Raw genomic sequence first — 14477 nt, 5'->3', positions numbered from 1 at the left:
CTCTTCTTTAATCAGCGAATCAGGAGGCGCTCAGCGCCGCGGTTAGGGAATCAGGAACGGATTCGAAATCAGCGCCGAAGACTGCATATCCTTCAGCCTCGAAGTCTTCACGCAGGTCGTCAACATCCTCGGCAAAGAGCACCACCACCTTGTGCTGTGGCCACTGCGCCACCACCGGGATGCCGGAAACCTCACCACCGACAGAGTCAGCATCCGGCTCGGGCAAGCTTGCCGCCGCCATCGCGCGCAGCGCTACATGTACCTCCGGCTCGTCGGCGAAGGCATCCAACGCCTCGGCCCACCCAGGCGAAACCGATGCTGCAGCTGCAGAATCAGCCTGCACCGCAGGAACAACAGGAGTCGAAGTCGTCGCGGGATCCTCCACAACACGCAGCACACGCTCAGCTCCAGCCTGGGCAGGCGGTGGGACAACCGGCTGCGCGTCACGCGCCACCAGATCCTCCAGCACGGATTCCTTGACATCCACCTGTGCGAAGTCAGGGTCTAGGAAGGCCAGATTGCTCAAGCCTAAGAACAACCGCCACCCGTCTAAGTCCTCGGAGACAGTGCTGGCATCGAAACTCAGGCGGCGATACGTGTCGCCTACGCTCGCGGTGACCGTGCCAAGGTAAGTGTTCTCGAAACCATCACGCAGCTGTTTTCCACCCATGGATGCTTCTACTAAGGCGGACGTGCTCAAGATCGCCCAATTCTCCAACGGCTTCATAAGCAGTGTGAGAAGCAAAGTCAGTGGATCCTCGTCCACCCGGTTCAACAGTTCTTGGGAAGCATTATGCTTCTTCGCCAACGGTGGTCGCAGCTGCGGGCTCACCCAGGCGGGCGGATCCACCGGCTCGTTGCGTACTGTTGCCTGCCGGGCATCGATGTCCTGCCACGTCAGCGACCACGGCAGATAACCCAACTCGTACAAACCATTGCGCTTATCAAAGTCATCCTTGACGCGGTTATGCACCACGCTGGCGTGGAAGGCCGCACCATCGAGGTAGACGGCAATGTCACGGATGGCGTTATCACGCGTAGAGAAAACAAAGTCCGGGATGGTGCCACCAATCTGCTTTTGTTCCTCCATGACCCAATCGTGGCGCGAGCCTTCAAAGCTGATATCCCACTGCGCGTGGTTGCCCTTCATGGATTCCACCACCGTGGCGCCAAGCTCCTTCAAGTCTGCGCGCAGCTGCTCCACAAAGCGCTGCTCCAGCTTGGACTGCTCGCTGCGCTCCGGGCGCTCCTCGGTGAGATGGCCTTCCCAGCTAAAGGAAGCCGGATCGGCATCGGTTGAGACATGGAGGTCATCGGCAAGGATCTTGCGCAGTGCTACCACCGCAGCCTCACGGGAGGTCTGCGGAATCTGGCTGCTGCGTGCAAAGGGCAGCAAACACGACGGGCAGCACTGCCGCACTTCCTCAGCGCAGTGGCAGGAGGCCAGGCGGCGATAGGCCACGAGCAGCATCTGGCGCACATGCGCCGGTTCCGTGAACTGCGCCAGGTAACCAGTACCTCCCGGCACGGTGTCATGAATAAGCAACATATCCACCGGGCTGCCATCGGAATCCACGCGCACCGGCTCCACGTCCAAGTGATCCGGGTTGCCGCCCAGGTACTCCTTGAAGCCGAGCTTCAACGCAGCCACCAACGAAGGCAGCGTGGTGGACTCCACCATGCCCAACAACGTCGGCAGATGCACGAGGACTGCCTGCGTGCCCAGGCTGCGTCCCAGTGCAAAGCTGATGGAGTGCTCCTCGGCCGCATTGCGGTATTCGCACCACGGCGCGTGGTCCTGCCAACGGTTAGCGCCCACATCTGAATCCAAGTGCCCGCAGCGCTCGCACACGCGGAACAGCGGTGCCTCGCGCTCAACTGCTGCAAAGGTGCGCGGGCTGCCACCTCCCATGCGGCCCAGGTTCAGCCAGCGCATCTCCACGTGCGCCAGGTACTCCATACCGAAGCCGGAATCAGACAGGTACCAGGCCTTACCGCGCCCGCCCTCGGGCACATCAAAACTCAGCTGCGTTTGGAAGCGCAGTGAGGTGCGGTCATCGGTGATGTCATTGATGGCGGAACGCGCCGCGTCCACGGTGGCATAGACCTTGGTCATCTCCACCACATCAATGAGCTGGTTCCTATCCGCAAAGCCCTTCGACCCACACTCCGGGCACGCACCGACGCGCGGGGCGGCCACGGCTACTTCCTCATCGCTGGAAAGCACCGCACCGGTGGCCTCCGAGTAAGAGCACTCCGGGCACAGGCGCCATTGCGTCAGCGCCGAGTGGTGCTCACCCAACTCCACCGAGTCCACCTTCGCGCCCACTCCCTGCACGTAGAAGGTATTGCCGGGGGCTAGCTCCGTCAGCGCGGAGGAAACCCCGCGGCTATAGCTATAGGTCTCCGTCTCAAACTTCTGCACCTCCTCGTTGAAGGAGGAGACAGCCAGGTTGAACTCCACGGCATCATCCAACAACGTAAAGTTCGGCAACAGCCCGAAGCGCTCCAAAGCGCTAATCCAATACTCATCGGCGTGGTCCTCCAGCTGCTTGCGCACAAACCTCTGGGAAGCCACCGTGGCATCAAACTGGTTCTTCAGCTCATCATCCTCCACCGCGGAGGCCTCCACGCGTGCCTTCAACTCCGTCACGCGCTTGCTCAGCACCTCCCGGCGGGACAGAAGCAGCTTCTGTGTTGCACCCCAGCGCTCGCGTGCCGATTGCAAATCCGCCACCATGCCGGACGCAGCACCATCCTCACCCGGCAAACACCAGCCGCGCAGCTCATCCAACACCTCCGCCGAAGCATGCTGCGCCACCGTAGAAGCAAAACGCTCATAGGCCGCCAACACCACCGAGGGTGAGAGCTCAACCAGCGCATCCACCACGGAGTAGCTGGCGTACGTAAACACATCGCGCGCGCTGCGCAGCTGCTCCACCGAGCCCGCCACATCAGTGCTATCCAGCAGATAGGCAACGAACTGACGGTGCATAATATCGCGCGCGGACAGATACGCCGCGGGTGCCGTCACCGAACCAGCGATGGTCTCCAGCGGGTGTTCCAAGGTGGTCAGGGCACGCCCGCGCCCGCGCACGAGTGCGACGATGAGCGAGTTACCCGTCAAACGCCCGGCGCGTCCCACGCGCTGCACGTAGCTGGCCACCGTGTGCGGCATGGAGGACAGCATCACCGTGGACAGGTCACCGATGTCGATGCCCATCTCCAAGGTCGGGGTGGCCACGAGCACGTTCGGCGCGGAGGCTGACTGCTCCGCAAAGGGCCGCTTGAACTCATCCTCCAACTCCTTACGCCGAGGAGTAGGCACCAGGCCCGTGTGCTCTTCCGCCACCACGGTGCGGGTATTCGTGGTGCGATAGAGCTGCTGGTAGTAGTTATCCTCCACGCCCACAGGCACGAAGTGCCCGGTACAGGACAACGTAAAGCACGCCACCGAAGACATCGCCTCACGCGCTGCGGCATCCACGCCCACGCGCAGGTGGCACACCGGGCATTCCAACAGCCCCGGCTCAGCTTCTTCGCGCACAATGATGTTCTCCGGCTCCAGCGCATACACGCGCCCGCCCGTAGCCGTCGGCACGGAGAACACCACTTCCTCGAACTCGAGCTGCTTGAACAACTCCGCCACCTGGTTGGCTGCATCAAACGCGCTGCTTGTCGAAGCTCCCAGCGCCGCCTTCGTCCACCGTGCGTACCAGCCCTTCTGGGAGTCCAGCGGCATCGTGGCGTTATTATCGCGCTTGCCCAACGCCCCCGTGAGCGCCGCCCCCGCACGCGGGAACTTCGGCGCACCACCGCGCACGAACGCAGGGATTCCCTTCACACGCGCCTGACGGCGATTAAGCAACCACGGGTTGCAGTCCTGGCGCAGGTATTCCTTGAGCCACGGATGTGCAATACCACCGGCAATGCGCATGTACTCCACCACACCGCGCGCCCACGCCAGCAGTTCCGCATCTGTGGCCAGAGTCCCCGCCACTGCACGCGCCGCCGACAGCAGCACCGCATCATCGACTCCCACTGACACTGACAGTGTCCCGGTAGTCACCAACGAGCGCGGCAGATCCACCCGGTCACCAAACTGCAGCGCCAGGTCCAAATCCAAGCGCGACTGCAACGCCGCCAGCGCACGCCGCTGCTCAGCAGCACCAGCGCCCTTCTCCCACACCGCCCGGTAGCGCGGCGACTCCTTCAACTGCGGGGGCAACAACTCATAGAGCGCCCTCGCCCGCACCGCCGGCTCCGACTCCTCGCGCGCATGCTCCACCATCCTCGAAGCAACTTCCGACAACCGCACACCTGCGGACAGCGAGGAATGTGAGGACAGTACCGCGCTAGACGACGAAGAACCTGCCGTCGTTTCAAACGACGAATCCGATTCAGAGGATTCAGCAAAAGAGCGAACCGCTCGCCAAATACGCGCACGCAGCGCGAAAGCTCGCGCACGGCTTTGCACGAAGCCAGCGCGGTGCGCGGCATCCTGCACAGAGTCCGCGAAGACCAGAGTCTTCTTCTCCGCGGAATCCAGATCATCCATACCGAAGAGGTTGCTCAACGCTACTGAGAGCAACGTAGCGACCGAAGAACCCAAGAAGCGCATCGCATCGTCTTCACCACAGGACGGGCACTGTTGCGCCTTCGCGCGCTCTTCCGCATCCTCGCCGGAATAAACGAGCACCGGTACCACGGGGGACTCCTCCATAGTCTCCGCATCCGGTGCCTGCGGTGTCAGACCCGGCAGGTCCAGGTTCAACCACGCCACGCGGGAGCTCTCGCCCTCCGCGCGCGTAACGCCCTGTGCCACCTCACTCGTGGCATCGATGAGTGGACGCTGGCGCTCCGGGGCACTGATAGCAATGCGGCGGATCTCCTGTGGTGCGGTGACATACGTATCGCCACCAGGCTGCTCCGCCAACATCCATCCGGAACGCCCACAGTGGCGGCAGTAGATCGCTGGCAACCATGCCTTGGGAGCATCGCCTGCAGTCTGAACTTTGTGCGCTCCCATTCCGCCATCGTCGGACCACCTGAACACCGAAGAACGCGACGATGACGCCACTGCCCTATCGATGCGGGAGATTTCACGCACCCACAGGTGCAGCTCCACGCCAGGGAACTTCTTTCCGTCCCAGCCCAGCAACTCACCGGCCGCGGCACGAATGTGGGCCATAAACGCCAACACGAGTGACAAGAACTCCACTGCTAGTTCGCGGTGGTTACGCAGCACTGACGCTGGGAATACTCGCTCCACTAGGGGCGGCACCGCTGTAATATCAGTACCCGGAACACCGGCCTCACTGTGCTCCAACGGCACCGGCGTGGCTGCCTCACGCAAAATCGCGCACACCAATTCATTACCGGCCATCCCCATAGCTGAGATGGCCAGGTCCGGGAAAGCACCGAAGACATGCTCCCCCATAGCGGTATACACCGCACTCTTGAACGACGAAGATGATTTGTCTGGGTCTATATCCCCTGCAATAGCAGCAACGACCTCATCGACAACTGTTTGCATTACTTCAACCGACGGTGTCGGGGTAAACGGCGGAAGCATATCCTTTGAGACGGACTCTTTCGATTCCTCTCCATCGAGATCGACGAATTGAACGCCAGCGAGCTTCTCCATCAACGGCACAACTGTCAGTTGCCACTCCTCCACCGTCATGAGCGTTTCACTCACCACCGCGTCCGGAGGCATCTGCTCACCGAAAACCGTGTAAGCAAACGACAACATATCGCTATGAGGTGCCGCCGATTCAGCACCGGTGCCCTCGGCGACTTCGGAACCTTTGGCACTTTCGGCGCTCTTATCCCCCAACGTTGCGGATGTAGCCACCGGCGTCAACTTACCCAAAGGGCGCTTTGAATCCTCAGGCGAAAGGAAACCCTCGGGCTGGTACTTCTTGAGCATCAATCCCAGTCGGCGCAGCAACATCGCCACATCGGTGCCCTGGGCCGCGTCATAGGTGTGAAACTCATCCAGCACCAAGTACTGCAAGGACTGCGCGGACTTCTCCCACAGCTCGCGGTCTTGCTCGCGCAGCAGCAACTGGTCCAGCATCTTGTAGTTCGTCAGCAAGATATCCGGCGGGGTATCCCGCAACACCGAACGGTCAGAAATCAGACCATCCTTCGATACTTTCCTGCGTCCACCAGAAACCACCTCGCCGGTGTAGATACCCGCCGTCACCCCGGCGAGCTCAGCCTCGGCATGCAACAGCTTGGCCAAACGGCGTTCCTGATCGGATGCCAGCGCATTCATCGGGTACAAAATCAACGCCTTGATTCCGCTGCTATTAGAACGGCGGCAGTGATCCAGAATCGGATAAAGGAAGGACTCCGTCTTACCCGAACCCGTACCCGTCACCACCAACGTGGGCGACGGTCGACGCCTCGAACCCGTCGAGTAATCAAACGAAGACAACCGCTCGAATGCCTCAGCCTGGTGACGATAAGGCTTGAAGCCTGACGGCAGCCAGCCCAAAATCCCATCCCATGACTTCGCCGGTGCATACGGCAAGCGCGTGCGCACATACGGTCCGTAGAACATACCGCCCTGCGGATCGTTAAGGAACTCCCGCAGCTGCTGGGAGGTCAGGTCCTCTGCCAGGGAGAACGTCGTGGTGAGGTACTCCGACAATCCATCAACAATGTGGTTGGAGGCGTACGTAGGGATGAGACTCGACATAAGGTGCTACTTCAATACTTTCGGTCTTCGCTTCGCTTCTGGCTTCCGGAACTATTGCTGGTTCATCATCGCAGCATACTTTTCATATGCCGCCGCCAAGTCCGCTTCACGGTCCAGTGGTGCAAACGGATACTCAAAGACGTATTCCACGCCAGATTGCGAGTGCGTCCACGTGCGTTCTTCTTCCGAAAGCTGCTGCCCGTCCTTGAGCTTCTTCTCTAGCTTCAGGACATCCTTAGGAACCTTGCGACCATTAGCGTCATACAAGTCTTCTTGGTCGTAGCGCCTCATAACCGGGAACTGCGTCCGGTAAATCATGAGGAGCTCATCCAGCGTCACACCCAATGACAAGGCCACCATGGCATCGATTTCGTTCTGGGCATGGAAGCGGTCGCGGGCGTTGCGAACTGGTGTACCGGTTGTCCAAGTGCTTTTGGTAGCGGATTCCCAAAGCTCAGCGTAAGCACTGGTCAGGCAATTCAATTGCAGGTAATTAGCAACGAGCTCCGCTTTGAAACACCGTGGATAGGGCAATCCATTAATCGTGCTTGGATGAAGATCTGAAGGACTCAAGCTACGGACAAGAAAATCAATGATAAATGATGACATTCCCGCCCCGACCAAAGCCATATGCGTTACTTTTTTCGGAGACCCAGCACTTTGAATTGGGTGAACATGGGCAGCCCCTGACGGAATTATGGCTGGATACAACGTACGGAATCCGGTAGTAGCTGCCATACGACGCCATGCGACGCGGTACTGGTCCTTTACCAACACCAATTCACCGTCAACTTCCCATACTCCGTAATCACGATCGTAGGTCTCGACGGAACGGTTGGGCAGGTATGCGGTCGCAGGAATGAAGTCTTCTGAGATGGCTTCGAGGTCAATCTCGGACCAATCCTGATTGTGCTTCATCGTCGGGTTCGGCTGCTTGATCATTGGCGTCGAAACACCAAGATGCGGCCCCTGAAGGATTACGTCATCCCAGGACTTAGGGTGCTGCCACGAAGAATCGAAGTAACCCTTCTTCTTGTCGATTGACTCATCCCAGCCTCTGGAGAATTGGAGACCCAATTCCTTGATTCGCGACGCCTCAGCAAGCTTTGCCAAGACTGCTGCGGCTTCACTGTTTACCGAATAGACGGTGCGGGTCTCAAGCAGTGGAGTACCCGGTTCTTCGATAATCGAGTTCCACACCTTAAGCGTGTCTTCGTCAACGGTGATAATGCGGTCGCGGTGTGGACGAAGGTCCCATTTGCCATCATCGTCTTTGAAACCAGGAAGGTTTCCAGTGCCATCATGACTGAAGGAATCGATGACCGTTCGCGGATGATACAGCGATGCTGCAGATAGGAAACCAGCGTGTTCCTTGCGCTTTCCGTAAACATGAATGCCATACGAGTTGTGATGGTCAATATCGAAAAGCACTAGCTCATTAATGAACTGCCAGTGACGGCGCAGACGTCGATAAGCACCAGCCCTCAGTGCCGCAGCCTTCTTCTCCGTGAAGTGGGACTCGGGGTGGATGAGTGAGATGATGCCGTTCTCGGCAGCGTTCGCCCACGTGCGTTCCATGAAGCCGCGGTAGAGATCGGGCTGTTGGTTCTGTAGGTGGGGGTAGCGGGTGACGTCGCCAAGCACGGCGGAGGTAACCACTGCTTCCGCAAGGCCCTTGGAGAGGGTCTCCAGGACGGCGTCGTTGCCGGCGAGGAGTTCGCGGCGCTCCTTCTTTTCGGCCTGGGTGGGCTTGTTGGCGAGGCTGAACCACGGGTCGTGTTCAGACAGCAGAGCGTCCATGTCGGTGCGTGGGCGCACCCACGGCGGGTTGCCCACCTGGAAGTCGAAGCCGCCCTCGGCCATGACGGTGGCGAAGTCCAGGTCCCAGTGGAAGAAGGCTTGTTCCTGGGCAATGGTGTTGGCGGTTGTCAGCCAGGGGTGTGCTTCGAGGACGTCTTCGTAGCGCAGGCGGCCGGAGGTGGAGCGGTCGAGTGATTCGACGTAGTCCAGCTCATCCCAGGTCATGTCGAAGCCGAAGGCGTACTGGTTGTCTTTGCGGTAGCGCTTCTGGCCTTCGTTAGGGATGCCGAGGAGGTCCTGCATGGTGGCGAGGTACTCGGTGATATCGGGAAGCTCATCAGTGGCGGTTACAGGCCAATACCAGAGTGCGTTCCAGGCGTTCATCGCGGTGCGCAGGCGAAGGTAGGCGCCTTCGTTGTTGTGGAGGAGTTCTTCCTCCACCTGGGCGCGGGTGACCACGTCCACGCGCTTGGCGGTGTTGGGTTCCTGTCCCCACAGGTCCAGGTCACGGCGAACTTGGTCCTCGGCGATGCGCAGGCGGATAAGGGAGAGCTCCCAGAGGCGCTCAACCTGGTTAGACAGTGCGGTGGCGAGCTTGGTCTGCGTCTTGTTCAGCGGTTTGCAGATGGAGCGTTGCCAGGCCTTCATGGCCTTGATTTCGTCCGCCGCGAGGTTCTTTAAGTCCTTGGCGTCCACGGCACTTCCCCAGCCGTGGCTGGGAACCAGGAAGTGGTGGATGCGGCCGGTGGGGTGCTGGTCCGTCTCGTTAGCATCGATGGCATCCGCCAGTTGCTTCAGCGGGTGGTGCTGCGGGGTCAGAGTGAGATAGTTCTGCGTACCCTTCTTCTTCGATGCGGTGGTGGACACTTCTTTAGCGCTGAAGGTGGAGCGGGTGGCGCCCACGAGGGAGTTGCCGTGGCGCAGGTGCAGGCCGAACCAGGGGGCTTTGAGCTCCTTGGTCATGGTGTTGAGCCAAAGGGAGATTTCGGCGAGCTCCACCGCGGTCTTGTTGAGGTCCACGCCGTAGACCTGGTGCAGGGCGATGGAGGCCTTGACCTTTTGCAGCTCCTGGGTGCGGTCCTCACCGGGAATTTCCTTGCCCAGTTCAGCTTGCTTCTTGTTCAGGTAGAGTTCTGCAAGCTGGTTGACGGCTTCCACGGCGAAGGCGCCGGAGCCCATGGCGGGTTCGCAGATGGTGAGGGTGAGGATGTCATCAGCGTTGTCAATGCGGCCGGTGGCTTTGAGCTCCTCGATGGCCTGGCCCACGGTGAATTCCGTGATAACAGGAGGCGAGTAGAAGGAGGCGGAGCGCTCACGGTCGCGGGAGGATTGGCGGTAGACAAAGCTACCGCGGGCGTGGGTGCGCTGAACGCGTTCCACACCACCGTGTTCGCTTTCGCGGTCTTCGTAGACGATGGAATCCTGCGGGAGCGTGCGCGCTTGCGGTTCGGGGACCACCCAGGAGCCCTTAGAGGTGTCACCGTGCTTGGCTATTTCCACGAGGTCTTCTTGGGCGATGAAGCCGGTATAGGACATCAGGCCCTCGTAGACCTGCCCCAGCTCAGTCACACCGAGGGTGGCGTAGGAGATGAAGCCGCGGTCACTACCCCGCTTTTCTTTTGTGAGCAGGAGGTTCTGCAGGACCTTGTGCAGCGCCAGGTTGGAGAGCTTGACCTCTTCGATGTAGGAGGTGGCTTCAGACTTGAACAGGTCCGCGTCGAGGTTGCGGAATTCCAGGCCGTCTTCGGTGGCGTTGGCGTCGTAAAGCTCGGCGCTTTCATCGTGCGGATCGTGGCCGCGGTTGACACGCTCGAAGAGCAACTGGAGGCTTTCGTAGAGGTGCGTGCCGTTCTGGGTGCGGTGCGTGGTGGGCTCGGTGAGGATGAGGTCACGAAGGCGGGAAAGCCCATAGCCTTCGTCATAGTCGTTGTCCCCGGTGGGCAGGATTTGTAGTTCCGGAGAGGATTCGGCGAAGAGCAGGAAGAGGATGCGGTAGAGGTAGCGCAGGGCTTGGTTGGCCAGTTCGTTGCCGTCGATGTCGTTTGAAACGTGTTGCAACGCGTTTGCTTTGTCCTGCAGGGCTCTGCGCTGCAGGACGTCGTTGCCGATGATCTCAATCGAAGCCTTGATAGCACCGCGCAGTTCCTCGGAGACTTTGACGGAGTGCTCGCGAGCTTGGGCTAGGGTGTCGAGCCACCAGGTGGTGCCGTCGGCACCGCGCATGGTGTGCTCGGCGGCGAGGATGGAGACAACTCGGGGAAGCTCGCCTTTGGCTTTCTGGTCGTTGCGCTCGACGGCTAGGCCTAGGTCCACGGCGAGGTAGCGGCCTAGTGGCCAGGTTTCGCGCTCTGCCAGGACTGCCCAGCGGCCGGCGAGGACCAGGATGAGGTCGGGGGCTTGCTCGGTGAGGAAGAGCTCGCCGACGAGCTTGGCGGCGGTGATGTCGAGGGATTTGGCCTCACCGTTGGAGTTCTGGTGGCCGAGCTCCGGGTCCACGCCGAGAAGCGGCACGGTGGTGAGATCCTCCACGGAGTCCATCTGCCCGGCGCGCAGGATAACCAGGGAGTGGTTCTTGTCCGCGGCAGCAGTCAGCGTTAGGGGCTGGCCGTTGCGGGAAAATTCCAGGCGCTGTGGCTGCGGGTAACCGAAGGCCGCGGAAACAAGGTCATAGACCTCGTGCAGTGAGTCTTCGGTTGCCTCCATAGAAAGTGCGGAGAGCTTCGTGTGCAGTGCTTCCCTGCGGGAGGTCAGGCGCAGCAGCGGGGATTGGGTGTGCTCGTAGCCGGCGCTCTTGGCGTCCTTATCCGTTGCCTTCCACTCTTTGATGGCCTCCTCCACACGCTTACCAAAGGAGCTGCCTTTGTCATCGGTGGTGAGGTAGTAATCCGAGATCCATTCCTCGACGTTGATGATGGAATCGAAGTCTGCCATTAGCGTGCCTCTGCTTCGTTGGTGTTGGTGTGTGCGGCGCTGGTGCGTGCAGCGTCGGTGTCGTCCGGGAGGATGAGTGCAAGCGGGCGCACGAGGGAGCGCTCCGGGGCCATGGATTTCAACAGCTCCTCGTCCTGGTGAATAAGGCGCTTAGTGTCCTTGATCTTGAGGGTCTGCTGGCCGGAGTTAGCCTGCTGCCAGTAATCGGCGCGCTGCTGCCAGCCCGCGATGCGGTCTTGGGCGTGATCCAGGTTGGTGTTCTTAACCACGGTGAGGTGGCTGTGCGCGGCCTCCACGGCGGCGGCGATGAGCTGTGCGGCGGAATCAGGAACGACGAACTCGCCGGGGTTAATGGCGTTGTCCGTAAGCCCAATGCGGTTGAGCCAGGCATAGACATCTTCGTGAACCTCAATGTCCACTGCCTGCATACCGGCGGGGACGTCGAAGCCGAAGGGGCCCTCCGTGGCGGTGAGGAAGGTGCGAGAGAGCACCTGGCCGCGGGAGTTGGTGAGCGTTCCCATGAGCAGCAGCGTCGGTGTGTCCACCGCACCGAGTACGGCGGGGATTTCGCTTTGTGCCATGTTGGTTAGGGCGCGGTCGGCAGCCCACTCGGAGACCGGGTGCAGTGGGCCCAAGAAGTGGGCGCGCGGCCAGGACTTCTCCGAATCACCTTCGCGCGCAGCCTTGAGGTGTTGGTTGCCGCGGCGTTCAGAGGTGGCGAGCATGAGGCGCTCGGTGACTTTGCGGTAGGACACGTAATCCTGAGGCAGGTAGTCAAAACGCCGGCACAGATCGCGTGGCGGGGTTAGCTCCACAATGTCATTATCGTGCTGCGCAAAATCCACGCCACCGGCGCTCAAGGACTTGTCTGCCGAATCTTGGTAGGCCTCCGCTAGCGCGTCACCGAGGTAGTCCTTCTCCGCGCGGTAAAGGCTGTGGCGCACCGAGCGGCGCGACGGCGCGGGGGCGGCGTCGTTGGTGTGCTCGGCGTTGTCGGTGCTGGTGGAGTCCTCGGGGCTCTCGGCGTCGTCGGGGCCGCTGGTGGCAGCGGCGGCAAGTAGCGCCCAGATGTCATCGCCCAGGCCGGAGGCCGGAGCGGCGGCCTCAGGTTCAACGTCAGGCGCCGGCTTAGCGTGCGCACCGGTGAGGATCTCCTCCGGGGAGGCCACCACCTCATCGAAGTCGCGCTCGTGCATGAGCACCGCGCGGATCTCATCCTCCTCCGCTTTGGGGTTGTGCTTGCCCATGAGTGGGGCGGCATCACCGAGGAGCTGGTTGGCCGAATACTCGCGGTCAATGAGGCGAGTGAGCACGCGCAGCTCACCGATGGAATCGGCCACCTCCGCGTCCTTCGGGTCCAGCAACAGGGAGGTGATCTCCGGCTCGTGCTCCTGGCCGTAACGGTCGATGCGGCCGTTGCGCTGCTGGATGCGGATGAGCGACCACGGGATGTCATAGTGCACAAGATGGTGGCACTGGGCATGCAGGTTGACGCCTTCGGAGGCGACGTCGCCGGTAATCAGCACGCGAAGAGGGGTGTCGGTGCGCTTGAATTCGTCGATAAGCGCCAGCTGATCCGAATCCGATAGGCCGCCGTGCATGACTTTCACCGCGCCTTTCGGGAGCTTGAGATGCTTAGCGACGTTCTCCTGCAACCACCTCAACGTCGCCACCCTCTCCGAGAAGATAACCACGCGGCGCTCGGAGCCCTTCTTGACGCCTATCTCCATGAGGTAATCAATGAGCGCGGCAAACTTGTTGGAGTTTTCCTCCGTGACCTTGCTGTTGAGCTCGGTGAGACGCTCCAGCTTGTCCTGTTCTTTGGGCTTGTCGAGCTTCTGGCGCGCGGCAATGGACTCCGCCAGTGCTGCCGGGGAGGACAGGAAAGCCTTGACCAAGGTCCAGGGGAAGAGGCGGTCATTCGCCGTGCTGGCGGGGTTATTGACCCAATCCTCAGCGATGGCGCGCGCGACAGCGTTTTCCTCCGGGGAGGCATCCACCAAGATATTGCGGGGCTCACCGCGCTTGGCCCACTTCTCCCCCACCACGGAGGCCACCTCGGGTGAATTGCGGTGGCGGCGGATGATGAGCTTTTTGGCGGCCTCCATGTCGATGGAGCCGTCCGGGAGGACAGAGAGTGGGTCGAGCAAGCGCAGGATTTCCTTGAAGGATTCCTCGCGGCCGTTGTGCGGGGTGGCCGATGCCAGAATGAGGGACTCGGTGGTCGGCGCCAGCGTACGGGCCAACTCATTGTTCTGGGAGCCGGCGTTCGTGGCGTTATGAATCTCATCGATGACCACGGCATCCCAGCGCACCTTCTCCAGCTGCGCGCGGTACTTCGGTGCTTTAAGCGTATCCATGGACACGATGACGCGCGGGAAGTAAGTAAAGGGGTTCTTCGATGCCGGCAGCTTCTGGCGGACCTTCTGGATGCCCTGGCTATCTAGGCGAACCAGCGGGATGGCAAAACGCGTCCACAGCTCCTGCTGGAACTGCTCCATGACGTGCTTGGGCGTGACGACGAGGATGCGCTCTCCCCTGCCGCGGCGGATGAGCTCCGCTAAAATCATGCCGATCTCCAACGTCTTGCCCAGGCCCACGGCATCCGCCAGCAGCACACGCGGGCGGATGCGCTCATCTGAGAGCGCCGACTTCACGGCGGAGAGCTGATAATCCAGCGGGTCTGCCAGCATTTGCGTGGCTACCTCCAGCTGCTTTTGATACAGCGGCACCGGCGTGCGGCGCAGCGTGGACTCCAGCCACAGGCGGGTGTGGCGAAACTGCGGCGACTCATCCGGGCGGACGGTGACGTTGGCGGGATCGAAGACCTCGATGTCATCGAGCGCGGTGAAGAAAGTGGCGGTGGTATCGCGCACGTAGTCGCTCACGCCGCGGGCGCGGATGCGGAAGCCGTCGGTGGTGCGCGCGACGTTGCTGACCAGCCAGTGCTCGTCGCGGCAGGAGATGGTCACGCCGGGGGCGAGCTGGGAGTAGTCGGTAAGGCTCATGGAGTCCAAGGTAGCAGCGAGGTTGGACC

Annotated in this window: 3 protein-coding genes; all 3 read right to left on the bottom strand. The window is 61.0% G+C overall.

Annotated features, from left to right (window positions below):
- Positions 1–19: 19 nt before the first annotated feature.
- Genes NX84_RS04225 through NX84_RS04215 form a run of 3 tightly spaced genes read right to left on the bottom strand, consistent with a single transcriptional unit; the run spans position 20 to position 14448 of the window.
- Positions 20–6709, bottom strand: coding sequence for a DEAD/DEAH box helicase (locus NX84_RS04225; RefSeq protein WP_039674090.1), 6690 nt, complete (start codon positions 6707–6709; stop codon positions 20–22).
- Positions 6710–6760: 51 nt separating this feature from the next.
- Positions 6761–11440, bottom strand: a complete 4680-nt coding sequence (locus tag NX84_RS04220; protein WP_039674088.1) for an Eco57I restriction-modification methylase domain-containing protein — start codon at positions 11438–11440, stop codon at positions 6761–6763.
- Complete coding sequence (locus NX84_RS04215) at positions 11440–14448, bottom strand: DEAD/DEAH box helicase (RefSeq protein WP_039674086.1); 3009 nt, start codon at positions 14446–14448, stop codon at positions 11440–11442. The genes NX84_RS04220 and NX84_RS04215 overlap by 1 nt, the downstream gene beginning before the upstream one ends.
- Positions 14449–14477 lie beyond the last annotated feature (29 nt).

The sequence above is a fragment of the Corynebacterium minutissimum genome, assembly GCF_000805675.1.
In the GTDB taxonomy this organism is placed as follows: Bacteria; Actinomycetota; Actinomycetes; order Mycobacteriales; family Mycobacteriaceae; genus Corynebacterium; species Corynebacterium minutissimum.
The sequence above is the reverse complement of the archived record's forward strand: the minus strand, read 5'-3'. Positions and strand labels throughout refer to the sequence as shown.